Annotated in this window: 26 protein-coding genes; 16 read left to right on the top strand and 10 right to left on the bottom strand. The window is 65.2% G+C overall.

Translation table 11 applies throughout. The annotated features are described in order from the left end of the window. Positions 1-37 precede the first annotated feature (37 nt). Complete coding sequence (locus GB927_RS17820) at positions 38-1,054, bottom strand: polyprenyl synthetase family protein (RefSeq protein WP_256118541.1); 1,017 nt, start codon at positions 1,052-1,054, stop codon at positions 38-40. 109 nt (positions 1,055-1,163) lie between these two features. On the opposite strand from GB927_RS17820, the gene GB927_RS17825 reads away from it, so the two are divergent. The 6 genes from GB927_RS17825 (at position 1,164) to GB927_RS17850 (ending at position 5,705) form a co-directional block, all read left to right on the top strand. After that, positions 1,164-1,385 (top strand): putative signal transducing protein, encoded by a 222-nt coding sequence (locus GB927_RS17825; RefSeq protein ID WP_256118542.1) that lies wholly within the window; start codon positions 1,164-1,166, stop codon positions 1,383-1,385. Positions 1,386-1,408: 23 nt separating this feature from the next. Further along, positions 1,409-2,188 carry a tRNA1(Val) (adenine(37)-N6)-methyltransferase gene (locus tag GB927_RS17830; RefSeq protein WP_256118741.1) on the top strand — a complete coding sequence of 260 codons (780 nt, stop codon included), beginning with the start codon at positions 1,409-1,411 and terminating at the stop codon, positions 2,186-2,188. 78 nt (positions 2,189-2,266) lie between these two features. Beyond that, the gene (locus GB927_RS17835; RefSeq protein WP_256118543.1) at positions 2,267-3,139 is read left to right on the top strand and encodes a S49 family peptidase; all 873 of its coding nucleotides are present in this window, start codon (positions 2,267-2,269) and stop codon (positions 3,137-3,139) included. Between the two features lie 33 nt (positions 3,140-3,172). Next, positions 3,173-3,364: a hypothetical protein gene (locus tag GB927_RS17840; RefSeq protein ID WP_064329246.1), complete on the top strand. Its 192-nt coding sequence runs from the start codon at positions 3,173-3,175 to the stop codon at positions 3,362-3,364. A gap of 213 nt (positions 3,365-3,577) precedes the next feature. Further along, complete coding sequence (locus GB927_RS17845; protein WP_256118544.1) at positions 3,578-4,648, top strand: dTDP-glucose 4,6-dehydratase; 1,071 nt, start codon at positions 3,578-3,580, stop codon at positions 4,646-4,648. 94 nt (positions 4,649-4,742) lie between these two features. Then, the gene (locus GB927_RS17850; protein ID WP_256118545.1) at positions 4,743-5,705 is read left to right on the top strand and encodes a glycine--tRNA ligase subunit alpha; all 963 of its coding nucleotides are present in this window, start codon (positions 4,743-4,745) and stop codon (positions 5,703-5,705) included. A 7-nt stretch (positions 5,706-5,712) separates the two neighbouring features. On the opposite strand, the gene gcvA is transcribed toward GB927_RS17850, so the two are convergent. Next, complete coding sequence (gcvA, locus tag GB927_RS17855) at positions 5,713-6,609, bottom strand: transcriptional regulator GcvA (RefSeq protein ID WP_256118546.1); 897 nt, start codon at positions 6,607-6,609, stop codon at positions 5,713-5,715. A 128-nt stretch (positions 6,610-6,737) separates the two neighbouring features. On the opposite strand from gcvA, the gene GB927_RS17860 reads away from it, so the two are divergent. Continuing rightward, positions 6,738-7,442, top strand: a complete 705-nt coding sequence (locus GB927_RS17860; RefSeq protein WP_256118547.1) for an SDR family oxidoreductase — start codon at positions 6,738-6,740, stop codon at positions 7,440-7,442. 58 nt (positions 7,443-7,500) lie between these two features. On the opposite strand, the gene GB927_RS17865 is transcribed toward GB927_RS17860, so the two are convergent. Next, positions 7,501-7,698, bottom strand: coding sequence for a hypothetical protein (locus tag GB927_RS17865; RefSeq protein ID WP_256118548.1), 198 nt, complete (start codon positions 7,696-7,698; stop codon positions 7,501-7,503). Positions 7,699-7,888: 190 nt separating this feature from the next. Between GB927_RS17865 and GB927_RS17870 the strand changes: the two genes are divergently transcribed. The 6 genes from GB927_RS17870 (at position 7,889) to GB927_RS17895 (ending at position 13,961) form a co-directional block, all read left to right on the top strand. Continuing rightward, complete coding sequence (locus tag GB927_RS17870; RefSeq protein WP_256118549.1) at positions 7,889-8,437, top strand: LemA family protein; 549 nt, start codon at positions 7,889-7,891, stop codon at positions 8,435-8,437. 14 nt (positions 8,438-8,451) lie between these two features. After that, a complete protein-coding gene (locus tag GB927_RS17875; RefSeq protein ID WP_256118550.1) occupies positions 8,452-10,398 on the top strand; it encodes a DUF2207 domain-containing protein in 1,947 nt (648 codons plus the stop codon). Positions 10,399-10,460: 62 nt separating this feature from the next. Beyond that, entirely contained in the window at positions 10,461-10,742 is a 282-nt protein-coding gene (locus GB927_RS17880) for a type II toxin-antitoxin system RelE/ParE family toxin (protein WP_256118551.1), read from the top strand. 16 nt (positions 10,743-10,758) lie between these two features. Beyond that, a complete protein-coding gene (locus tag GB927_RS17885; protein ID WP_256118552.1) occupies positions 10,759-11,058 on the top strand; it encodes a HigA family addiction module antitoxin in 300 nt (99 codons plus the stop codon). 139 nt (positions 11,059-11,197) lie between these two features. Next, the gene (gene glyS / locus GB927_RS17890) at positions 11,198-13,432 is read left to right on the top strand and encodes a glycine--tRNA ligase subunit beta (protein WP_439655512.1); all 2,235 of its coding nucleotides are present in this window, start codon (positions 11,198-11,200) and stop codon (positions 13,430-13,432) included. A 13-nt stretch (positions 13,433-13,445) separates the two neighbouring features. Next, on the top strand, positions 13,446-13,961 hold the full coding sequence (locus tag GB927_RS17895; RefSeq protein ID WP_256118554.1) for a 2-thiouracil desulfurase family protein: 516 nt from the start codon (positions 13,446-13,448) through the stop codon (positions 13,959-13,961). 80 nt (positions 13,962-14,041) lie between these two features. On the opposite strand, the gene GB927_RS17900 is transcribed toward GB927_RS17895, so the two are convergent. The 3 genes from GB927_RS17900 to GB927_RS17910 form a co-directional block, all read right to left on the bottom strand. Next, entirely contained in the window at positions 14,042-14,518 is a 477-nt protein-coding gene (locus GB927_RS17900) for a plant virulence effector HPE1-like domain-containing protein (protein ID WP_256118555.1), read from the bottom strand. Between the two features lie 107 nt (positions 14,519-14,625). Further along, a complete protein-coding gene (gene purD / locus GB927_RS17905) occupies positions 14,626-15,897 on the bottom strand; it encodes a phosphoribosylamine--glycine ligase (protein ID WP_256118556.1) in 1,272 nt (423 codons plus the stop codon). 75 nt (positions 15,898-15,972) lie between these two features. After that, positions 15,973-16,212: a hypothetical protein gene (locus GB927_RS17910; RefSeq protein ID WP_256118557.1), complete on the bottom strand. Its 240-nt coding sequence runs from the start codon at positions 16,210-16,212 to the stop codon at positions 15,973-15,975. A gap of 193 nt (positions 16,213-16,405) precedes the next feature. On the opposite strand from GB927_RS17910, the gene GB927_RS17915 reads away from it, so the two are divergent. Both GB927_RS17915 and ubiA read left to right on the top strand, forming a co-directional pair. Then, positions 16,406-17,191 carry a MipA/OmpV family protein gene (locus GB927_RS17915; RefSeq protein ID WP_256118742.1) on the top strand — a complete coding sequence of 262 codons (786 nt, stop codon included), beginning with the start codon at positions 16,406-16,408 and terminating at the stop codon, positions 17,189-17,191. Positions 17,192-17,246: 55 nt separating this feature from the next. Further along, positions 17,247-18,200: a 4-hydroxybenzoate octaprenyltransferase gene (ubiA, locus tag GB927_RS17920; RefSeq protein ID WP_256118558.1), complete on the top strand. Its 954-nt coding sequence runs from the start codon at positions 17,247-17,249 to the stop codon at positions 18,198-18,200. A gap of 3 nt (positions 18,201-18,203) precedes the next feature. On the opposite strand, the gene GB927_RS17925 is transcribed toward ubiA, so the two are convergent. Beyond that, entirely contained in the window at positions 18,204-18,374 is a 171-nt protein-coding gene (locus GB927_RS17925) for a hypothetical protein (protein WP_256118559.1), read from the bottom strand. 168 nt (positions 18,375-18,542) lie between these two features. Further along, positions 18,543-19,106 (bottom strand): DUF6101 family protein, encoded by a 564-nt coding sequence (locus GB927_RS17930; protein ID WP_256118560.1) that lies wholly within the window; start codon positions 19,104-19,106, stop codon positions 18,543-18,545. Positions 19,107-19,390: 284 nt separating this feature from the next. On the opposite strand from GB927_RS17930, the gene GB927_RS17935 reads away from it, so the two are divergent. Next, positions 19,391-21,973 (top strand): DUF1217 domain-containing protein, encoded by a 2,583-nt coding sequence (locus GB927_RS17935; RefSeq protein WP_256118561.1) that lies wholly within the window; start codon positions 19,391-19,393, stop codon positions 21,971-21,973. Here GB927_RS17935 and GB927_RS17940 read toward each other — a convergent pair. Continuing rightward, positions 21,970-23,400, bottom strand: coding sequence for an FAD-binding oxidoreductase (locus tag GB927_RS17940; protein WP_256118562.1), 1,431 nt, complete (start codon positions 23,398-23,400; stop codon positions 21,970-21,972). The genes GB927_RS17935 and GB927_RS17940 overlap by 4 nt on opposite strands. Positions 23,401-23,411: 11 nt before the next feature. After that, a complete protein-coding gene (locus GB927_RS17945; protein WP_256118563.1) occupies positions 23,412-24,386 on the bottom strand; it encodes an L-threonylcarbamoyladenylate synthase in 975 nt (324 codons plus the stop codon). Positions 24,387-24,420: the final 34 nt, after the last annotated feature.

The following is a 24,420-nucleotide window of genomic DNA, read 5'->3' on the forward strand; positions in this document are numbered from 1 at the left end:
AGAAAATCCTGCCGGACCGAATTCAACCTTCCGTGGCTCAGCTCACGCGGGCAATCGAGAAGTCGATGACCTCGAGCAGCGCGTCCTTCCACGGGCTCGCCGGCAGGGGGGCGAGCGCGTCGCGCGCGATCATGCCATAGTGCTGGGCACGCGCGATCGTGTCCGTCAGGCCGCCATAGCGGGTGATGAGGTTGAAAGCGCGCTCCAGGTTGGCATCGTCGCTCTTGCCGCCCTCGATGGCCTCGCGCCAGAAGGCGCGGTCTTCCGTCGTGCCGCGCCGCCAGGCGAGGATGACGGGCAGCGTGATCTTGCCCTCGCGAAAATCGTCGCCGGTGTTCTTGCCGAGGTCGGCCGCCTTGCCGCCGTAGTCGAGCGCGTCGTCGACGAGCTGGAAGGCGAGGCCGAGATTCATGCCGTAGGATTTCAGCGCGTTGCGCTCGGCCCTATTGGTGCTGGCGATGATCGGGCCGACTTCCGCAGCGGCCGCGAAGAGGGCAGCGGTCTTGGCGCGAATGACCTGAAGATAGTCGTCCTCGGTCGTCTCCATGTTCTTGGCGACCGACAATTGCAGCACCTCGCCCTCGGCGATCACGGTGGCGGCGGTGGAAAGCACGTCGAGCGCTTCCAGCGACCCGACCTCGACCATCATCTTGAAGGCTTGGCCGAGCAGGAAGTCGCCGACGAGCACGCTCGCCTGGTTGCCCCAGATCATGCGCGCGGTGGATTTGCCGCGGCGAAGGTCGCTTTCGTCCACCACGTCGTCATGCAGCAGCGTCGCCGTGTGCATGAACTCGACGCTGGTCGCGAGCTTGATGTGATGGTCGCCGTCATAGCCGAACATCGAGGCGGCGGCGAGCGTCAGCATGGGGCGCAGGCGCTTGCCGCCCGAAGAGATCAGGTGGTTGGCGACCTCCGGGATCATCTGCACGTCGGAGCCGGCTTTCGACAGGATAAGCTGGTTCACCCGCTCCATGTCGGCCTTTGTCAGATCGACGAGCGGCTTCACCGATGCCTGTTTGTTTTTGCCTTCTTCAAGCGGTATCACGACGCCCAAATGCCCGGACTCCTGTTCATTTTTGTTGAAAGACAATAGAAAGCGGGGCTTCCTGCGGCAAGAGGCGAATTGTCCCGCCTCGGCAATTATGGCTGGAAAAAGAACCCGTATGATCGAATTGATCCGCACCAACGACGTCGTCCTGCTTTCCTTCGCGGAAAGCCTGATGAAGGAGGCCGGCATCCACTGCCTGATCGCCGACGAGGCGATGAGCATCCTCGAAGGCTCCCTCGGCATGCTGCCGCGCCGCTTCCTGGTGGAAGCCGACCGGGAAGACGAGGCACGCCGCATCCTCAGGGACGCGGGGCTGGCGGCGGAGTTGCGGCCGTGAGCCAGGAGCAGGCGGATGCGCGGATGGCCATCGCCGAAACCGTCGATGCCTTCCACCGCGGCCGGTTCCATCTCGTCCAGCCGAAGGGCATCGGGCACCGCTCCGGCATGGATGCGATGCTGCTCGCCGCCCTCGTTGCCGGCGATAGGCCGATGCGGGTGGCGGATCTTGGCGCGGGCGCGGGTGCGGCCGGTCTCGCCGTCGCCGCGCGCCTCGAAAAGGCCGAGGTGCTGCTCGTCGAGCGTTCCGCGCTCATGGCCGATTTCGCCCGCAAGTCGCTGGCCCTGGACCTGAACGCCGCCTTCGCCGGCCGTGTCTCGGTCATCGAAGCGGATGTCTCGCTCGCCGGCAGGGCGCGCGTCGCGGCCGGTCTTGCCGACGACGTGCACGACCATGTCATCATGAATCCACCCTTCAACGACGGTGCCGACCGGCGCACGCCGGATGCGCTGAAGGCCGAGGCGCATGCGATGGAGGACGACCTTTTCGAGCGCTGGATCCGCACGGCCGGCGCCATCCTAAAACCCGGCGGCCAGCTCTCGCTCATCGCCCGGCCGGAATCGATCGCCGAGATCATCGCCGCCTGCGGCCGCCGCTTCGGCGGCATCGAGATCACCCCCATCCACCCCCGCGCCGGCGAGAGCGCACTGCGCATCCTCGTCACCGCCATCAAGGGCTCCCGTGCCCGCCTCGCTCTGCGCATGCCGCTCGTCATGCATGACGGCCCCCAACACGCCTTCACACCCTTCGTGGACGATCTCAACAACGGCCGCACAAGCTATCCGCGGCTGCGAAAACCCTGAATTTCGGCACTCGCCATTGCGTTTTCCCCGGTCGTGCATACATCAGCCGGGCAACGAAACAGGAGACAGGATCGCGCGATGGCCGGATTTTTGAAGTCGCTGGTGCCGAAGAGGTTCCGCAAGGAGGGGGTCGCGATCCCCGTTGTCCGGCTGCAAGGGGCGATCATGGCGGCGGGTAGCCAGTTCCGTCCGCCGCTCAATCTTTCGACTGCCGCGCCGGCACTGGAAAAGGCTTTTGCCTATCGTGATGCGCCGGCGGTTGCCATCTCCATCAATTCGCCCGGCGGCTCGCCGGTGCAGTCGCGGCTGATCTTCCAGCGTATCCGCGAACTTGCGGCGGAAAAGAACAAGCGCGTGCTGGTCTTCGTCGAGGATGTCGCGGCGTCCGGCGGCTATATGATCGCGCTGGCCGGTGACGAGATTTTTGCCGATCCCACCTCGATCGTCGGTTCGATCGGCGTGGTTTCCGGCGGCTTCGGTTTTCCGGAAATGCTGAAGAAGATCGGCGTCGAGCGGCGCGTCTATACCGCCGGCACCAACAAGGCGATCCTCGACCCGTTCCAGCCGGAGCGCGAAAACGAGATCGAATATCTGAAATCCCTCCAGCTCGAAATCCACCAGGTCTTCATCGACATGGTGAAGGACCGCCGCGGCGCGAAACTCGCCGACGATCCGGACCTGTTTTCCGGCCTGTTCTGGACGGGCGGGCGCGGTGTCGCGCTTGGCCTCGTCGATGGTCTCTCGGACATGCGCTCGGAGCTGAAGCGGCGTTATGGGCCGAAGACGCGGCTGGAGCTGGTTTCGGCGCCCAAGGGGCTGTTTGGCCGCAAGGCGCCGGGCATCGGGGGGCTTTCCGGCGACGTGGCGGAGCGTATAGGCTCTGCCGGCGTGGCGGCCGTGGCCAGTCTCGCGGAAGAAAAGGCGCTCTGGGGCCGCTTCGGCCTTTCCTGATAGCGCGCACAATAAAAGAATAGGGGAGGGGCGATGGCCCAGATCATCTTTCTGCTTCTGGTCGTCGGCCTTGCCTGGTTCGGCTATCGCAAGTTCGTGGCGGATGCCGAGCGGTTGAGCAAGTTGCGCAAGCGCAGCGAGGAGGAGCGCCGCACCGGCGCCACCGGCACGCTCGTTAAGGATCCGGAAACCGGCGAATACCGCCTGCGCCGCGACGACGAGTAGCCTTTCGGCACGTTTTCGTGCCGTCGCGGGAGCGGCCTACAGCTCGCACCGTGCCGCGCCGGGACATTAACCAAGCGTCGTAAGGTTAATGCCGCATTTATTCCTTTGCAGCCCAAGGTTGGCGTTGCCCGCGCGGGCAGGAAGCCCGATCTAACGGCAAGGGTCGCCATGATGGCATCCCGCAAAGCGCCTGCGATGAAACGGGAGTATACCATGGCCTCGCTCGATCTCGATCGGATCCGCACCATCGTCGTGACGGGCGGTGCCGGCTTCGTCGGCTCGCATATCGTCGACGACCTGCTCCAGCATTGCCCGAATGCCCGCGTGCGCGTGCTCGATTCCTTCACCTATGCCGCCGACATGTCGCATCTCGACGCCGCCTTCCGCACCGGCCGCGTAGCGCTCCAGGAAGGCGACGTCGGCAATCTCGATCTCGTGACCGAGGTCTTGAAGGATGCCGACCTCGTCGTGCATGCGGCCGGCGAAAGCCATGTCGAGCGCGCCTTCTCCGTGCCGGAACGCTTTACGCTCGCCAATGCGCTCGGCACCCAGGTGCTGGTGGAGGCGATGGGCCGCCGCCGCGTGCCGCTGATGATCCATATCAGCTCGGCGGAAGTCTATGGCACCGGCAATGGCGGGCTGGTCGGCGAGCTTGCGCCGCTGCTTCCCGACAATCCGCACGGCGCCTCCAAGGCCGCCGCCGAAATGTTGATCGCAGGCCTGCGCCGCTCCTTCGGCCTCGATATCCGCGTGCTGCGCCCGGTCAACATCGTCGGCACCCGCCAGAACACCGAAAAGCTTCTGCCGCGCTTCCTGGAACTCGCAACCGTCGGCCGCCCGCTGCCGGTGCATGGTGATGGCATGCAGACGCGCGCCTTCGTCACCATGACGGACTTCTGCTCGGCGCTGCGCACGGTCGTGACCGGCGGCGCGGAAAACGCCACCTACAATGTCGCGGGCGACGACCTGCACGACATCCTCTCCGTCGCGCGCCTGGTGCTCGATGCGGTGCAGGATCCCGTCTCCGGCGTGAGCTTCACCGCCGGCCGTCCCGACAATGTCGGCCGCCCGCCGCTCGATACGCGCGCGCTGAAGGCGCTCGGCTGGCAGGCGAAGAGCTCTCTGCGCCGCGAGCTTCCGATGCTCGCTGCCTGGTATGGTGCCCGCGTGCCGGCGGGCCTGCGCCGGCAGCTGCATCAGGTGCCGGATCTGGCGCCCCAGCGCGTGCAGGCTGTCACCCAGGCCGCCGGCTCCGGCCTGTTCCGCTCGCTCGAACGGCACTGAGAGGTTTCGGGTGAGCCGCCCGAAACCCTTGACCCTTCCGGCGCATCGTGGCACCAGTCCGCCAGCTTTTTCAAAGAATGCCCGGACGAAACCGATGACCTCAGCCGCCCTGCCTGACCATATGAACCCGACGCGCTCCTTCCAGGGGCTTATCCTGACGCTGCACAACTATTGGGCGGACAAGGGCTGCGCGGTGCTTCAGCCCTATGACATGGAAGTGGGCGCCGGCACGTTCCACCCGGCAACGACGCTGCGTGCGCTCGGCCCGCGGCCCTGGCGCGCCGCCTATGTGCAGCCCTCGCGCCGCCCGTCGGATGGTCGTTACGGCGAAAACCCGAACCGCCTCCAGCACTATTACCAGTACCAGGTCATCCTGAAGCCGAACCCGTCGAACCTTCAGGAGCTCTATCTCGGCTCGCTGGCGGCGATCGGCCTCGATCCGCTGCTGCATGATGTGCGCTTCGTCGAGGACGACTGGGAAAGCCCGACGCTCGGCGCCTGGGGGCTGGGCTGGGAATGCTGGTGCGATGGCATGGAAGTCTCGCAGTTCACCTATTTCCAGCAGGTCTGCGGCATCGAATGCGCGCCCGTCGCCGGCGAACTGACCTACGGCCTCGAACGCCTCGCCATGTATGTGCAGGGCGTCGACAACGTCTACGACCTGAACTTCAACGGCCGCGAGGGCGACGAGAAGATCACGTACGGCGACGTCTTCCTGCAAGCCGAGCAGGAATATTCCCGACACAACTTCGAATTCGCCGACACCGCCATGCTGCACCGCCATTTCATCGATGCGGAAAAGGAGTGCCAGGCGCTTCTGGCCGCCGGTGCCCCGGGCGATGCCGACAACCAGCGTCTGCACAAATGCGTGCTGCCGGCCTACGACCAGTGCATCAAGGCGTCTCACGTTTTCAACCTGCTCGATGCCCGCGGCGTGATCTCGGTCACCGAACGCCAGAGCTACATCCTGCGCGTGCGCACGCTGGCCAAGGCCTGCGGCGAGGCCTTCCTGCTGACGGATGCCGGCGGCGTGAACTGGACGAAGGACGCGGCCTGACCGTTTTCTAGCGCTTGCGGCCGTCCGCGGTCGCAAGCCAGGTCCGCACCGCAGCGACGGATGTCGCATGGCGCGGCTTGCGGGGCGAGACGGCATAAAAATCCGCCCCCGCCCGCATTTCCACGGCAAATAGCCGCGTCAGACGGCCGTCGCGAATATCCCCCTCGACGAAAAGCCGGCTCGCCAGCGCCAGCCCCTGGCCGGCAATCGCCGCCTCGATGGCATGCGCCGTCTGGTTGAAGCGGATGTTCTTCGGCGCGGCCGGCGCCCCTTCCGGAAAGACCTGTTCGAGGAACTGCGGCCAGAAATCATGCGCGTCGTGCAGCAGCGCATAGCGTGCAAAGGCCTCCGCCTGCGCCGGGCTGCCGAGCTTTTCGATGAGGAGTGGGCTGCCGACCGCCACCACCACCTGCTCGAACAGCAGGTCGACATCGAGCCCTGGACCGAAGGGCGGGCGGCCGTAGCGCACCGCCAGATCGACGGCGTCCGTCTGGAAGTTGGAAATCCGGTCGGTCGCAAGAATGCGCAGGTCGATATCGGGATGGGCGGCGGTGAACTCGGGCAGGCGCGGGATCAGCCATTTCGAGGCGAAGGTCGGCGTGACGCTGATCGTCAGGTGCTGCGGCTCCGGCCGCAGGGCCTCCGTCGCCTCGGCGATCAGCTCGAAGGCGCGGCGGACATTGGCGACATAACTGCGCCCCGCTTCCGTCAGCGCGAGCGTGCGCGGCTGGCGATCGAACAGTTTTAGCCCCAGCTCCGCCTCCAGCCCGCGCACCTGCTGGGCGACGGCACCCTGGGTGACGGCGAGCTCCTCGGCGGCGAGCCGGAAATTGAGATGGCGCGTCACGACCTCGAAAACACGCAAGGCATTCAGCGAGGGGAGGCGGCGTATGGCGTCGGACATGCGATAGAATTTCTACTGGATGATGAGCGTGGAACTGGCTCGCGCTCCTGGCCTGCCGATGGTATCACTTGGAACATCACGAAGAAAGGCGGTTCGTCCGCCATGCATTCTCGACAGGGAGATGGAAGATGGCAGTAGAAAAAGTGGCAATCATCACCGCAGGCGGCAGCGGCATGGGCGCGGCTGCGGCGCGGCGGCTGGCGACGGATGGCTTCAAGATCGCCGTGCTTTCGTCCTCCGGCAAGGGCGAGGCGCTGGCGGAAGAGTTCGGCGGCCTCGGCGTCACAGGCTCCAACCAGTCGAACGACGACTTGAAGCGCCTCGTCGACGGCGCGCTGGAACGCTGGGGCCGCATTGATGTGCTGGTCAACAGCGCCGGCCATGGCCCACGCAAGCAGATCCTCGAATTGACCGACGAGGACTGGCATGCCGGTATCGACGTCTATTTCCTGAACGCCGTGCGTCCGACGCGCCTCGTGACCCCGGTCATGCAGAAGCAGAAATCCGGCGTGATCATCAACATCTCGACCGCCTGGGCCTTCGAGCCGAGCGCCATGTTCCCGACATCCGCCGTCGCGCGCGCCGGCCTCGCCTCCTTCACCAAGGTCTTCGCCGATACCTACGCGGCCGAAAACATCCGCATGAACAACGTGCTGCCCGGCTGGATCGACAGCCTGCCGGCGACGGACGAACGGCGTGACGGCGTGCCGATGAAGCGCTACGGCACGAGCGAGGAGGTCGCAGCCACGGTCGCCTTCCTCGCCTCCGACGGTGCTGGTTATATCACTGGCCAGAACATCCGCGTCGACGGCGGCATCACCCGCTCGATCTGACACGGCGAACATTGCGACTGCCTTCGCCTCTCCGGTTTCGCCGGGGAGGCGTTTTCGTTCAGGCCAGCGTGGAGGCCTTCACGCCCAGTTCCCAGACGGGCTTCAGGGTGGGGAACGTGCCGGTCGGGAGCTGGCCGGCATAGGTCTGGAGAGCCCGGCGTACACCCTTCGGACGGTCGACCGCTGCACCCATCGTGTAGGCGAGGAAGAGGGCGGTGAAACCGAGAACGTTGATGGTGAGGACGAGGGCTTTCATGGCGGTTGCTTCGGGGTTCGTGTTGTTGATGAAGCGACTATCGATGAAAGCCCGTCCTCCCGCGGTTCCCGGGGTGACAGGACGCTGATGTCTTTGGGAAAATTGACGCTTCATCCGGCCTTGCGGGGCTTTCCTGCGGCGCTTCGGATGCTAAGCTCGCGCCGAACGCACTGAAGGAGCGGAGAACCTCATGATCGGTCTGGCAATCGCGGCGGTGGTCGTCATCTACGCCATCATCATCTACAACGGCCTCGTGCGCGCACGGCAGGTGAAGGAGGAGGCCTGGTCCGGCATCGACGTGCAGCTGAAGCGCCGCGCCGACCTCATCCCCAACCTCATCGAAACCGTGAAGGGCTATGCCGCGCACGAAAAGGAGACGCTGGAAAACGTCGTGGACCTGCGCAACCGCGCGCAGGCCGTGCCTGCCGGCGACGTCGCCGGCCGCGCCCAGGCGGAAGGCATGCTGAGCCAGGCGCTCGGCCGCATCTTCGCGCTCGCCGAGGCCTATCCGGACCTCAAGGCCAACCAGAACTTTGCCGAATTGCAGCAGACGCTGGAAACGCTGGAAGGCGAGATCCAGATGTCGCGGCGCTACTACAACGGTGCGGCGCGCGATCTCAACGTCAAGGTCGAGAGTTTCCCCTCGAACCTCGTCGCCGGCCTCTTCAAATTCCTGAAGGCGCCCTATTTCGAGATCGAGAACCCGGCTGACAGGGCCGTGCCGACCGTGAAATTCTAGACCTGGAGTCCTCCATGATGCGGATTGCCGCCCTCCTGACGCTGTGGCTCTGCCTTCTGGTCGGAGGCGCGGCCCGGGCGGAAGAATATTTCGACCGCTACCACTCCGATATCACGGTCGCCAAGAACGGCACGCTGACGGTGACGGAGGCGATCCGCGTCTATGCCGAGGGCAACCAGATCCGCCGCGGCATATACCGCGATTTCCCGCTGACCTTCGTGGACGCCGAGGGCCGCGAGCGCGAGGTGGGCTTCAAGATCCTCAGCGTCGAGCGCGATGGCCGCCCGGAACCCTACCGCACGGAGAGTATCCGCCGCGGCATCCGCATCTATTTCGGCTCCGCCGACGTGCTCATCGATCCGGGCTTCCACCAATACCGCCTGACCTACGAGACGACGCGGCAGATCCGCTTCTTCGACACGCATGACGAACTGTTCTGGAACGTCACCGGCACCGAATGGGCCTTTCCGATCTACCGGGCGAGCGCGACGGTCACGCTGCCGCCGGGCGTGAATGCGGAGGAATTGACTTTCTTCACCGGCCCCTTCGGCGCGACCGACAGGAATGCGCGGGCTGAAAACCGCGGCAACCAGGCGACCTTCGATACGACGCGGGAACTTGGGCCGCAGGAGGGCCTGACGATCGGCGTGAAGATGCCGGCCGGCAGCATCGACAAGCCGACGGCAGCCGAGGAGCGCGCGCTGTTCTTCAAGGACAACCGCAGCCTTATCCTCGCCTTCGGCGGCCTCGTCCTCGTCATCGGCTATTATCTCTGGGCCTGGCTCTCCGTCGGCCGCGATCCGCCGGAGGGCGTCGTCGTGCCGCGCTGGGATGCGCCGGAGGGCATGTCGCCCGCCCTCGTCAACTATATCGAGGAGAAGGGTTTTGGCGGGCGCGGCTGGACGGCGGTTTCCGCCTCCTTCCTCAATCTCGCGGTCAAGGGGCTGGTCGAGCTTCAGGACCTGAAAAACTCGCTCACCGTCACCCGCACGGAAAAACCCGTCGAGGGTGAATTGCCGACGAGCGAGAAGGTGCTGCTCAACGCGCTCAAAAGCCCCGGCGCCAGCCTCGTCATCGACAAGGCCAACGGCAAGCGCGTGCAGACGCTCGGCAGCGATTTTCGCGATGCGATGGAAAAGGAGCACCGGCGCAAATATTACCTCGCCAACTGGCCCCAGGTCATCGGCGGCATCCTCCTGTCGCTCGCCTGCCTTGCCAGCCTGCTGATCTTCGGCGGGCTGCCGGAGGACAGCATCGCATTGGTCATCCTGCCGCTCTTCGCCTCGGTCTTCGTGTCGATCTTCGCAGTGGCGCTCGGGCAGAATTTCAAGCGGGCGAATTCGCTGGGCGCGCGCATCCTCGCCGTCGCTATCGCCGCCTTCGTCGGCTTCGTGTCGCTCACCGTCTTCGGCAGCATCACCGTCGCGATCTTCCTGACGACCGCTGGCGCCGGCCAGATGCCGCTCTTTGCCGCCGTCGGCGGCATCATCGTCACCAATCTCGTCTTCTTCTTCCTGATGGGCGCGCCCACGCCGCTCGGCCGCAAGCTGATGGATGGCATCGAGGGCCTGCGCCAATATCTGACGCTTGCCGAAAAGGACCGCATGAACATGGCCGGCGTGCCGGAAATGTCGCCCCGCCACTTCGAAACGCTGCTGCCCTATGCGGTAGCCCTCGGCGTCGAAAAACCCTGGTCGCAAACCTTCGACCGCTGGCTCCTGGCTGCGGCGGCCGCCGGCGCCGCCGCTGCCGCCTACCAGCCCGCCTGGTATCACGGCGACAGCTTTTCCTCCGGCCGCTTCTCCGACCAGATGGGCGGCTTCGCCGGCTCCATGGCCAGCACCATGACCTCCTCGCTCCCCGACCCACCAAAAAGCTCCTCCTCCGGCTTTTCCTCCGGCGGCGGCGGTGGCGGCTCCTCGGGGGGAGGCGGCGGCGGCGGTGGGGGAGGCGGGTGGTAGGCTGCCATAAGCAGTGGATGGACGGATGTATCATTCAGTGATACAAATGCGAAGGCAGTGAAATGATCCGCTCGTACAGGGGGAAGCTTGTCGAATCGGTCGCCGACGGCACGGTGAAGAAGGGGTTTCCGCCTGAACTCGTTCGACGTGCCCAGCAATTGCTCACCGTGCTGCACGCAGCGGTCACCCTGGACGACCTTCGTTCACCGCCGGGAAATCGGCTGGAAAAACTGGTCGGTAATCGGGACGGCCAGCATTCGGTGCGCATCAACAAGCAATGGCGGATCTGTTTTCGATGGACCGATGCGGGGCCGGAAGATGTCGAAATTGTCGACTACCATTGAAGATAGGAATGACGTCATGATTTCGGTAAAATTGCCGCCCATTCATCCGGGTGAAATCCTGAACGACCTCTATCTGGCGCCGCTGGAGATGAGCGCCGGCGCACTGGCGGGCAAACTGAAGGTGCCGCGCACGCGTGTCGAGCGCATCGTTGCAGGCCGTGTCGGCATAACGTCCGATACTGCGCTTCGTCTTGCGAAATTCTTCGATACCACGCCGGAATTCTGGATGAACTTGCAGACCGCATACGAGCTCAAGATCGAGGCCGAACGCAAGAAGGCCGACATCGCGCGCATCCCCGTTCACGACGCGGCCTGATATGCGACTTTTCGGGCAATCACTGGATGACTTTTTGCATGGGGCTTGCTAAGTCCCCGCCAGTCGAAAACTCCACCAGTCAGTGACCCTTATGCCCGATCTTCTGCTTGAACTCCGCTCCGAGGAAATCCCCGCCCGCATGCAGCGCAAGGCGGCGGGTGATCTGAAGAAACTCGTCACGGACGCGCTGGTGGAGGCGGGCCTGACCTATGAGGGTGCGCGCGAATATTGGACGCCGCGGCGCCTGACGCTCGATATTCGCGGCCTCAATGCCCGCTCCAGCGATGTGCGCGAGGATATCAAGGGTCCGGCGACCTCGGCGCCCGAGCAGGCGATCCAGGGCTTTCTGCGCAAGGCGGGCCTTGCCTCGGTCGCTGAGGCCCATGTGCACAGCGATCCCAAGAAGGGCGATTTCTACGTCGCGCACACGGTCAAGCCGGGCCGGCCGGCCGATGAGATCATCGCCGAGGTGATGCCGGGCATCATCCGCAATTTCCCCTGGCCGAAGTCGATGCGCTCCGGTGCCGCCTCGGCAAAACCCGGCGCGCTGCGCTGGGTGCGCCCGCTGCAATCGATCGTCTGCACCTTCGGCTCGGAGACGGAAGAGACGCGCGTCGTACCCTTCGAGGTCGACGGGCTCGTGGCCGGCAACGTCACCTACGGCCACCGCTTCCATGCGCCGGACGCGATCACCGTGCGCCGCTTCGAGGACTATTCCGCCAATCTCGAAAAGGCGAAGGTCGTGCTCGATGCCGAGCGCCGCAAGCAGATCATCGCGACGGACGCCAACAACATCGCCTTTGCCAACGGCCTTGAACTGGTCGAGGACGAGGGCCTGCTGGAGGAAGTCTCCGGCCTCGTCGAATGGCCGCAGGTGCTGATGGGCACGTTCGAGGAGGAATTCTTGGCGATCCCGTCGGAAATCATCCGCCTGACCATCAAGACCAACCAGAAATGTTTCGTCACCCGCAAGCCAGGCGCCGACACGCTCTCCAACCACTTCATCCTCGTCTCCAACATCGAGGCGAAGGACGGCGGCAAAGAGATCGTGCACGGCAACGGAAAGGTCGTGCGCGCCCGCCTGTCGGACGCAAAACACTTCTGGCAGCGCGACCAGCGCGACCTGCCCGACCTCGATACGCTGAAGGCATCGGCCGAAAAGTTCGGCCTCGATCTCGCAAAGCCGCTCGACCAGCGCATGGCGAAGCTCGACGCGCTGAACGTGACCTTCCATGCCAAGCTCGGCACGCAGGGTGCGCGCGTCGAACGCATCCGTAAGCTCGCTGCCGAACTCGCCAAGGTGACGGGCGCTGATCTGGTGCTCGTCGACCGTGCCGTGGTGCTCGCGAAAGCGGACCTGCGCACCGAAGCCGTCGGCGAATTCCCCGAACTCCAGGGTATCATGGGCCGCAAATACGCTCTCCTCCAGGGCGAGGACGCTGCGGTCGCCGAGGCGATCGAGGATCACTGGAAGCCGAACGGCCCCTCCGACCGTCTGCCGGGCGACAAGATCGGCGTGACCGTGGCGCTTGCCGACAAGCTGGATACGCTGACGGGCTTCTGGGCGATCGACGAGAAGCCGACCGGCTCGAAGGACCCCTATGCGCTGCGCCGCGCCGCACTCGGCGTGGTTCGAATGCTTCTGGAGCGGGGCATTAGGCTTTCCCTGCGCTCACAACTTCTTGAACTCAATCTAGAATGGTATCCGCAAGCGGCGCGTGAAGATGCTCGCGCTTTGTTGGGTTCGATATCACCCTTGTACGGGCGTTCTTCTCTGGAAGAAGCCGCTTTGCATGAGCGGTTGGTTGAAGGCGATAAATTCAACAATGGTAAGTTTGTCGCGTATCCGTCCTACTACTCGGTACTTCACTTCTTCCACGATCGCCTGAAGGTCTACCTCCGCGATCTCGGCGCCCGCCACGACCTGATCGACGCCGTGCTGACGCCGGAGGCCGACGACCTGCTGATGGTCGCCCGCCGCGTCGAAGCGCTGACGGCGTTCATCACCTCGGAAGACGGCCAGAACCTGCTTGCCGGCACCAAGCGCGCAACGCAGCTGCTCGCCGCCGAAGAGAAGAAGGGCACCGTCGTCGAAGGCGCCGTCTCGGCCGATCTCTTGAAGCTCGACGCCGAAAAGGCGCTCTACGCCGCCGTGGAAACCGCCTCGAAGGAGGCGGCCGCCGCCGTCGCCCGTGAGGACTTCCGCTCCGCCATGGAAGCGCTCTCGGCGCTGCGCGCGCCGGTCGACCAGTTCTTCACCGACGTGCTCGTCAACGACGAGGACCCGGCCATTCGCGCCAACCGTCTGGCACTCCTCGCCGCCATCCGCGCGGCCACGGGCACAGTGGCGGATTTCTCCAAGATCGCGGGATAAGGGGAAGGCGCTGATGCCGGGAAAAATCCTCATCAGCGCCTGCCTTGCCGGCCTGCCGGTCCGTTACAATGGCTCGGCGAAACCGCTCCTGCATGACGCCGTCGATCGCTGGCGGTCGCAGCGGCGGCTGGTGACGCTCTGTCCGGAGCTTGCGGGCGGCTTCCAGGTGCCACGTCCGCCGGCGGAGATCGAAGCGGGGCTCGATGGCGACGACGTGCTCGACGGGCGGGCGCGCGTGCTGGAGGTTTCCGGAGGGGATGTTTCGGCGGCCTATATCGACGGCGCGCGCATCGCGCTCGACGTGGCGCGGGAAAACGGCTGCTTGCATGCGCTCTTGATCGACGGCAGCCCGTCCTGCGGCTCCAGCTTCGTCTATGACGGCAGCTTTTCAGGTATAAGGCATGCGGGGCAGGGGGTGACGGCAGCGCTTTTGCGCCGCAACGGCATCGCCGTCTATTCCGACCGTGAGGTCGACCAGCTCGTCAGCGATTTGGGAGAGGCCGGCCGACACGATTGCGCCCCCGCTTGAGGTCAGGGGCGCAAAACGTCCGCTTTCGCGGATTCCTGTCAGCCTGGAGGGACTGAGAGGCAGGGGTCTGCAGTATGCGGTCAGTTGAGGCGAAGTTCAAACCCTGCCGGATCAAACTCCCGTGAAGTCGCCATCGCGGCCGTCGCCGCGTCGCGGGCGGCAGTGCCGTCGAGCGCGCCGGTCTTCGCGCCCGCATCGACGGTTTCCGTCGCCGTCGCCTTCTCGTCCAGCGGCGTTTCGGCGTCGGCAGCCTGCACCGTCTCGGCCGGGGCCTTGCTCACGAAGAGCACGGGCGAGCCGCCCATCCAGGCTTCGGTGCGGAACATCTTGCGTTCGCCGTTCTGCTCGCGGATCTCCACTTTTTGCGTGCCGGGCTCGATGGCGTCGACATGGTAGGTGGCGGATTTGGCCTTCGGCTTCAGCGCCGGGCAATCCTCGCAGCGGATCGTCGCGACGCTGGTGCCGTCGGCGGTGGCGCTGGCGAGCGGTTCGATCGAACCCGCAAAGGCCGGGGCGGCGAGAAGCATCAGGGCAAGGGTCGGCAGCAGGGTACGCATGAAACGGTTCTCCCTCAGGGTTGAGGGAAGAATAGCGCCCGCCGGTTACGGTCCCGTCAGGGGAAATGGTAAACTTTGAACGACCACGCGTTTTTTATGGGCCGGATTCAGCCGTTTTCACGCTCGACGGCGCGCCAGCCGATGTCGCGGCGGCAGAAACCATTCTGCCATTCCACCCGGTCGAGCGCCTGGTAAGCCGCCTTTTGCGCCTCGGCGACCGTCGGTGCGACGGCCGTGACGTTGAGCACGCGCCCGCCGGTCGCGACGAGCTGGCCGTCCTTCAGGCCTGTGCCGGCATGAAACACTTTCGTGGCAGCGTCATCGGCCGGCAGCGAGAGGATCGGCGTGTTCTTCTCGTAAGCGCCGGGATAACCCTTGGAGGCCATGACGACGGTGAGCGCCGGGGCGTCGCGCCAGGCGGCGGAAACCGTGTCGAGCCGGCCGGTGGCAGCCGCATGCAGGATGGGCAGCAGATCGCTTTCGAGCCGCATCATCAGCACCTGGCATTCCGGATCGCCGAACCGCACATTGTATTCGATGAGCTCGGGGCCTTTGGCGGTGATCATCAGTCCGGCGAAGAGCACGCCCTGGAACGCATGGCCATCCGCCGCCATGCCGCGGATCGTCGGCTCGATGATCTCCTGCATCGTGCGCGCGACCATCTCCGGCGTCATGACGGGGGCCGGCGAATAGGCGCCCATGCCGCCGGTGTTGGGGCCGGTATCGCCGTCGCCAACGCGCTTGTGGTCCTGCGCAGAGGCGAGCGGCAGCGCGTTCACGCCGTCGCAGAGGCAGAAGAAGCTCGCCTCCTCGCCATCGAGGAAGGCTTCCACCACGACTTCCGCACCCGCCGCGCCAAAGGCGCCATCAAAGCAGTCGGCAACGGCGGCCAGCGCCTCGTCGAGCGTCATGGCGACCGTCACGCCCTTGCCGGCGGCAAGCCCGTCGGCCTTGATGACGATCGGCGCACCCTCCGCCTCGACATAGGCCTTGGCGGCGGCGGCATCGGTGAAACGCTGATAGGCGCCGGTTGGAATGTCGTATTTGGCGCAGAGGTCCTTGGTAAAACCCTTGGAGCCTTCGAGCTGTGCCGCGGCGGCCGACGGGCCGAAGACATCGATGCCGTCAGCGCGAAGCGCATCGGCAATGCCCGCGACCAGCGGCGCTTCCGGCCCGACCACCAGGAAGGTCACGCCGTTTTCCTTGCAGAAGGCGGAGACGGCGGCGTGGTCGTCGATATTGAGGGAAACGAGCGTCGCGCATTCGGCGATGCCGGGATTGCCGGGGGCGGCATAGAGCGTGGTGAGGAGGGGGGATTGCGCCAGCTTCCAGGCCAGAGCGTGCTCGCGTCCGCCCGATCCGATCAACAGAACCTTCATGCCCATACCCTCGATCCGTCCTTGGTTGTTGGCGGGTTAAGGGGATGGGGCTGAAAGGTCAAGGGTTGCGCGGCGTCAGAGCGTCGCCGCGCCCTTTTCCGGTGTGCCCCGGCCGAGATTTTCAAGCTCGGTGTCGATCAGGTGCACGTCCTCGTACCAGCCGTCATCCTCCACCATCGCGCTTTCGCTGGCGGCGCGTTGCAGGGCGCGGGCCTCGGTGCGCAGCTTTTCCAGCTGGGCTATCTTCTCCTTGCGCGAAAGCCCCTCGTCGGAGCGGATTGCCTGCAGCTTCAGTTCCATCGTGCTGACGGTCATCGGGAAACTCCTTGTTTCGTCTCGCAGAAAACGCAGACTGGGGCGAATCGTTCCTATCGACCGACCCGGCGGATGGTTAGCGAAACGGTAATGAAAGGGGGCTAATGTTGACGCAATCAAAGGTTTCGGCAGCCCGCGGCGGACCTGCCGGTGAAGCGAGGATTGTGTTTTGAGTATCCGTGTTTCGACCGCAATGACTGCGGCCGCTCTCCTTTTTGCGCCCGTTTCGGCCCTTGCCGGCGAAGGCGGTTATTTCTGGTCCGGGGATTGGTATCTGAAGGTCGGCGCTGCCGGCTTTGCCGCGCCGCGCTACGAGGGCGCGAAAAAATACCTGTTCCAGGTCACCCCGATGATCTCGCTCGGCAAGGCCGGCAGCACGGTGCGTTTCTCCTCGCGCAACGACAACCCGTCCTTCGCCTTGATCGACAATGGCGGTTTTCGTGCGGGCGCCACCGGCAAGCTCATCATGCCGCGTGACGACGACGATTCGAAGGACCTGCGCGGCCTGACGCCGGTGAAGTTCGGCGGCGAACTCGGCGGCTTCGCCGAAGCCTACCCGACCGACTGGCTGCGCGTGCGCGGCGAAGTGCGCCACGGTATCCGCAGCCATGACGGCATCGTCGCCGATGTTGCCGCGGACGCCTTCGTCGACGTGCGGCCGGACGTGCGCATTTCCGCAGGCCCCCGCGTGACGCTCGCCTCGAACGACTATATGGACACCTATTACGGCGTGAACCGCAACCAGGTCGCCAAATCCGGCCTCGCCGCCTACGATCCGGACGGCGGCATCCATTCCGTCGGCGCGGGTGCGGCGATCACCTGGCAGGTCAACGAGAAGATCGAAACGAGCGCCTTTGCCGAATACAAGCGCCTCGTCGGCGACGCGGCCAAGTCCAGCCTCGTCAAAGAGCGCGGCGACCGCGACCAGCTGCTGATCGGCCTGTCCGCCACCTACCGCTTCGATTTTACGGTGCCTTGAGCGCTGCGGCACCGCGCCGGCTTGACCCGCGCGGTGCCGCTTGCGATTGAGGGATATGATCAGCTCTCCCTCCGATTCCGGCCGCGTCGCCGACGCGCCGTCCAGAAACTGGGTCTACCGCGTGCTGCCACGCGGCGCCTGGCCCTATGCGCAGCTCGCGCGCTGGGACCGGCCGATCGGCTGGCAGCTTCTGCTTTTGCCCTGCCTCTGGTCGACGGCGCTGGCGGCCAATGTCTCGGCAGCGATCGGTACCTTCGACACCGTGCGCTTCCTCACCCAGCTCTTCCTGTTTTTCGTCGGTGCCGTCGCCATGCGCGGCGCCGGCTGCACCTATAACGACCTCGTCGACCACGAAATCGACCAGGCCGTCGCCCGCACCCGCTCGCGCCCGCTGCCGTCCGGCCGCGTCACGCGCCGGCAGGCGAAGATCTTCATGGGCCTGCAGGCCCTCGTCGGCCTCGTCGTGCTCCTGCAGTTCAATCTGTTCACGATCCTGCTCGGTGTCGCCTCGCTCGCCATCGTCGCGATCTATCCCTTCGCCAAGCGCTTTACCGACTGGCCGCAATTCTTCCTCGGCATGGCCTTCTCCTGGGGGGCGCTGATGGGCTGGGCGGCAGAATTCGCGGAAGTGTCGAGCGCCTCCGTCGCGCTCTATATCGCCGCCATCGCCTGGACGATCGGCTACGACACGATCTACGCCCACCAGGACAAGGAAGACGATGCGCTGATCGGCGTGCGCTCCACCGCGCGCCTGTTCGGCGAGCGCACGGCGCAATGGCTGATCGGCCTCTACGGCCTGACCGTCGTGCTGGTCGCGCTGTCCTTCTGGTTCGCCGGCATCGGCCTCGTCGCCTGGCTCGGCCTCGCCATCGCGGCCCTCATGCTCGCCTGGCAGATCGCCACCCTCGACATCGACGACCCCGAACAGTGCCTCGCACTCTTCAAGTTCAACGGTGTGGTCGGCCTCTGCCTCTTCCTCGCCCTGACGATCGCGATCCCGTTTGCCTGACCTTTAGCGGTGCCGCGGTGCCCGGGCGCCCGTCTGCGGGCGGTCTTCCAGGCGGCGGAGCATGGAGGGGTGCGGGGCGATCTCGAAGCCGCGGCGCGGCGGGCGGGCGCGTTCGGTGGTGGCGCTCTCGCCGGTGCGGATGCGGCCGAGGAGGGTGGTGATGAACTTTGCCATGGCGATCTGTCCCTTGCTTCGCGGTGCCGGTCTGGGCCGGTCTGTTGGAAGCTGTTTCCCACGATGGCGGCGTGAAAAGTGTTCCTGAGGGAACAGGGGAACAGGCGCACGAAAAAGCCGGCCGCAGGGGACGGCCGGCTTCTTGGAGGTCATTCTTTCATTGCAGGCTCAACTGCGGGCGGTGATCTCCCGGCCGTTGATCTTCATCTGCACGCCGAGCTTGCCGGTGGTGCGGCGCACGAGGAAGCGCGGGCGGCGATCGGCGAAGAACGAGTGGCGGCGGCGGGGTTTTGCAGGGCGGCTGCCGACCGTCAGGTTGTCGTCGAGCGGCCGCGCGATGCCGTCGGCCTCGACCATCAGCATCGGAATGCGATAGGCCTCGGCCCAGCTGCGCCAGTCGGCGGCGATATCGCAGAGATCGTGCGCCACGAGCAGCGGGATGCAGAGGTCCGGGTCGTCGTGGTGCAGTTCGAGGGTGACGGTGACCTGGCCGTTGCCGTGATCGATGGCGCGGGCGGCCACGCCCTTGAAGGCGCGGGGCGGCAGGGCTATCGAGAGCGGCAGGCCGCTCGACGGTAGCACCTTGCGCAGCACGGCGCCGCGTTCGTCGAGCGTGATCGTGGCATTGGTTCCCTCGGCGCGCAGCTCGAATGTCACCTGCTGCGGAAAGCGCTTGGGGTCGAGCCGGAGCGTGGTGCCGGCCCAGGCCGGCTTGGAAACGGTATTCAGCATGTCTTTCGCCCTTGTTTTCCTTGAGAGCCGGTGTCCGGTCTTCTCATCGGGACTTTTCGTCCTCTGAGGGCGAGAATAGGCGCGGCCCCTTCCGAGCCGCTTAAAAATTGCGGTTAAGAAAACTTTGCAGTTCCTGATGGTTAGCAAAACTCCACGGCGCAGGGTTTAGGAGAGGTGAACGCGGGCCGGCCAATCTGTGCCACGCCCCCGACAGGCCGGGACAAGCCTCGCGCGCGAAAATGGCCTTCGATCGGCCTGCCCGCGCCCGGAAAAGAGAGCTTTCGATGCTGTCCACCTACACGAGTTACAACCTCATCACGCGCGACATGCTGACGTCGCTGGACCGCACCGCGAACGAAACGGTCAATGCGCGCGACACGGCCTATTACAAGGAGACGATCGGCAAGGTCACCTCGGTCGACGAGTTCCTCGACGACTACCGGCTCTATACCTATGCCATGAAGGCGCATGGCCTGGAGGAGATGACCTACGCCAAGGCCTTCATGCGCAAGGTGCTGGAAAGCGATCTCTCCGACGCCAACAGCTTCGTCAACCTGTTGACCGACGAGCGCTACCGCACCTTCGCCAACGCCTTCAGCTTCGAGGCCTCGACGGCCGCGACCGCCCAGACCGAAGTGCAGCTCGACGAAATCATCGGCCTCTATTCCTCGACCGCCGCCAATGCCGGCACGGCGATCAAGGAGGAGACGCGCTATTACGATGCCGTCATCGACGGCGTGACGAGCGTCGACCAGCTGCTGAACAATGATCGCCTGCGCAACTACATGCTGACCGCGTTCGGCATCAACGCGGATACCTATTCGCGCCAGACGATCCGCAACGTGCTGACGAGCGACCTCGACGACCCGAACAGCTTCTTCAACACCCAGTTCGGCGGCCGGGCGGCGGATGCCCTGGCGGCGCGCCAGGCGGCAAGCGACGCGCTGGAGCCGCTGGAACTGCGCGAGAGCCATCTGAAGCGCATCACCAAGCTGCAAACCGATATTCCGGCGATGCAGACGCGCATCACCGCGCTCGAAGCCGAGATCGCCACGCTCTCCACCAATCCCAATGGCCTGCCGGCTGCGGAGCTGGAGGAAATCATCGATGGCAAGCGGGCGGAGATCACGCTCTTCCAGACCCGGCGGGCGGAATACCAGACGGAGCTGGCGGACAAGCAGGTTGCCGTCGCCGATCTCGATGCGGTGCTCGTTCCGCGTTCTGAGGCTGCCGCGCGCATCGCCGCGCTGAAAGCGGAAATCGCCAGCCAGAACGGCGTGCTTGCCAATGTCGACAAGTACCAGGTGCTCGCCTTGGCCTATAATTTCGAGTCGGATGGCACGGCGGTCGCCGGCACGGTGCAGACCGATAGCCAGAAGACCAGCACGAAGGAGCTCTATACGCTCTCCAATCCACGCGTGACGACGGCGGCGGCACTGATCCACCGCGATTATTTCGAAAGCCGTATCGCCAGCATCACCACGACTGACGAGATTGCCAACGACCCGCGCCTGGTCTCCTATCTCAAGGTTGCCTTCGGGCTCGACAAGCCGGCCGTCACCAACCTGACGATCCGCAACATCATCGAGAGCGATCCGGACCCGAACAATCCGACGAGCTACATCAACCTCTTCGGCGGTTCCGACAAGGAGCAGTACAAGGCGCTGCGCGCCGCCTTCAACTTCCAGCAGGACGGCACGCTTGCGCCCGGCGACACGCCGCAGACGGCCGCGCAGACCACGACGACCGCCAACAATTACATGATCCGCTACAACGACGTCGACGACGAGGCGGACGAGCTTGCGGTCAACCGCTTCAAGAGCCAGATCGGCGCGGTGAAGACCGTGCAGGACTTCGTCGGCGAGGCAACGATCTACGACTTCGCGTTGAAAGCCTTCGGCCTCGATCCGGCCAAGGTGACGCCGCTGACGATCAAGAACGTGCTGAAAAGCGACCTCAACGATCCGAAGAGCTATGTGTACCAGCTGAAGGACGAGCGTTACGTCGAACTCGCCAAGGCGTTCAATTTCGGGTCGGACGGCAACATCACCGTGCCGAAGCTGGCACAATCCGAGGCCGAGATCCTGGTGATGTCGCGCGCCTATGTGGTGGAGAAATCCCGTTTCGGAACGGAGGACGACCGCACGCTTGCCGAGGAAGAGGCGAAATATTACTCCGTGCAGATGCAGAAGGTGGAATCGGTCAAGGAATTCCTCGCCGATCCGCGCCTCGTCGCCTTCGTGCTGACGGCCAACGGCATCGACCCGGAAAGCGTCGATGCTGAGTTCATGGCAAAGATCTTCACCTCCGACCTCGACGACCCGAAGAGCTTCGTCAACCAGCAAGCGGATCGCGACTACCGCAAGCTCGTCGCCTCGTTCAACTTCAATGCTGAGGGCCTGGTCGAGCGTCCGGACGACGCGCAGATCCAGTCGCGCCGCGGCATCTACGAGACGCTCGACAGCTATGTGCGCCAGAAACTGGAAGAGGAGGCCGGCAACGACAATGCCGGCGTGCGCCTGGCGCTTTATTTCGAGCGCAAGGCGGAAACCATCTCAAGCCCCTACGACCTGCTCGCCGACGACGCGCTGTTCGAGGTCTTCAAGACGATCTACCAGCTGCCGGACGAGATCGGCAGCGCCGACATCGACGCCCAGGCCAGCATGATCGAGCGCTATCTGGAACTTGAGGACCTGCAGGACCCGGAGAAGGTCTCCAAGATGATCGTCAAGTTCGCCGTGCTCTACGACCTGGACAACCAGACCACCGTCGATCCGGCGCTCTCCGTGCTGAACGGCACCGGCTCCGCAGGCATCAGCGCCGACCTGATGATGTCGCTGGCGCAACTGCGCACCGGCGGCTCTTAAACTTTGACGACCTTGCCGGGATTCATGATGCCGGCGGGGTCGAAAGATCGTTTCACCCGGCGCATCAGGTCCATCTCTATCGGCTCGCGCACTGCGGCCAGTTCATCCCGCTTCAATTGGCCGATGCCGTGTTCGGCGGAAATCGAGCCGTTGTAGCTGAGCACGATGCCGTGCACGAGGTGGTTTATCTCGCTCCAGCGGTCGAGGAACGCCTGCTTGTCGGCGCCGACCGGCTGCGAGATGTTGTAGTGAATGTTGCCGTCGCCCATATGGCCGAAGGAGCAGATGCGCGCGCCCGGAATGGCCGCCATCACCGCCGCGTCGGCCTCAGCCATGAAGGCCGGAATGGCCGAGACCGGCACGGAGACGTCGTGCTTGATCGAGCCGCCCTCGGGCTTTTGCGCCGGCGACATGTTCTCGCGCATGTGCCAGAGCGCCCGGCGCTGCTCCTCGCTCGACGCGATCACCGCATCCTCCACCAGCCCGGCCTCGATGCCTTCGGCCAGCAGCGCTTCCATCATGCGCGTCGCCGTTTCCGCGGCATCCGAGGTCGAGATGTCGACCAGCACATACCAGTCGTGCGGGGTGGCGAGCGGATCGCGCACGCCGGGAATGTGGCGCGTGGTGAACTCGACGCCGAGACGCGGCATAAGTTCGAAGCCGGTAAGGGCATGGCCGCAGCGGCTGGAGGCGCGTTCGAAAAGGGTGAGCGCGTCCGCGACAGATTTCACCCCGGCAAAGGCGACCTCATGGCCGAGCGGCCGCGGAAAGAGCTTGAGAACCGCCCCTGTGATGACGCCGAGCGTGCCTTCCGCGCCGATGAAGAGATCGCGCAGGTCGTAGCCCGTATTGTCCTTCTTGAGGCGGCGCAGCCCGTTCCAGACCTCGCCGGTCGGCAGCACGACTTCGAGGCCTAGGCAGAGCTGGCGCATGTTGCCATAGGCGAGCACCGCCGTGCCGCCGGCATTGGTGGAGAGGTTGCCGCCGATCTGGCACGAGCCTTCCGAGCCGAGCGACAGCGGAAACAGCCGGTCGACCGCCTCGGCCGCTTTCTGGATCTCCGCCAGCACGGCGCCGCCATCGGCGACGATAACATTGCCGACTGGATCGACATCGCGGATGCGGTTGAGCCGGGACAGCGACAGCACGACATCGGCTTCTCCCTCGCGCGGCGCGGCACCGCCGACATGGCCGGTATTGCCGCCCTGCGGCACGATCGCCGTGCGCGTCTCAGTGGCGAGCGCCAGGATGGCCGAAACCTCGGCGACCGAACCGGGGCGCAGCACCAGCGGCGACGTGCCGTGGTAAAGCCCACGGCTTTCGACGAGATAGGGCGCGATATCCCCGTCCTCGACGAGCGCATAGGCCGGGCCGGTGATGGCGGCGAAGCGGGCGATGAGATCGGGGGAAAGCTTTGCCTGGACCATCGTCTATTCCTCTAGCCGCGGGGTGCGGCGGCGCGCTGTAAACGGTCGTTGATCGCCTCGCCGAGGCCGGTCGAGGGGATCGGCGAAAAGGCGATGGCGGCAGCACCCGTCGCATCCGCCTGTTTCATATAGCCGAAGAGATTGGCCGCCGCTTCCGCGAGATCGCCGCCCGGGCTCAGATCCAGCACGAGCGCCGCGTCGGCTTCGCCCGGCAGCGGTGTGCCGCCGAAGCGGATCAGCACCTCGCCCGGCCGCACCTCGCGGGCATCGAGTCGCACGGGCGCATCGGGCGCATAATGCGAGGCGAGCATGCCCGGCGCCTCGATCGTCGCGCCGGCCTTGTCGTTGCGCAGCACCGGGCGGCCGGTGATGCGTTCGACCTCCGCGGCATCGAGCCCGCCGGGTCGGAGCAGCCGGATCGTCTCGCCCTCGACCTTGAGGATGGTGGATTCGAGGCCGACGACGGCCGGCCCCGCATCCAGCACCAGCTCCAGCTTCGCGCCAAAATCCTCGGCGACGTGGCGGGCAGTGGTCGGGCTGATGCGGCCGGACGTATTGGCGCTCGGGGCCGCCAGCGGCCGGCCGAAGGCGGCGAGCAGCCGGCTCGAAAAACCCGCCGGCACGCGAATGCCGACCGTGTCGAGCCCGGCGCGGGCGAGCGGATGGATGGCGCTGTCCGGCCGGATCGGCAGCACCAGCGTCAGCGGGCCGGGCCAGAAGGCCTCGGCGATCTGTCGCGACAGCGGATCGAAGACCGCATGCCGTTCCGCCATGGTTAGGTCGGCCATGTGGCAGATCAGCGGATTGAAGCGCGGCCGGCCCTTCATTTCATAGATGCGGGTGATGGCCAGCGGATTGGTGGCGTCGGCGGCGAGGCCATAGACCGTCTCGGTGGGAATGGCGACCGGCACGCCGCGGCCGAGCACCTCGCACGCCCGGGCAAGTGCCACCTCCGGTTCCGTCCGCGTATCCACGATATCTGCCATCTTGCCCTTCCGTCACTCCCGGCCTCCTTTACCG

The organism is Shinella lacus (genome assembly GCF_010994755.1).
In the GTDB taxonomy this organism is placed as follows: domain Bacteria; phylum Pseudomonadota; class Alphaproteobacteria; order Rhizobiales; family Rhizobiaceae; genus Shinella; species Shinella lacus.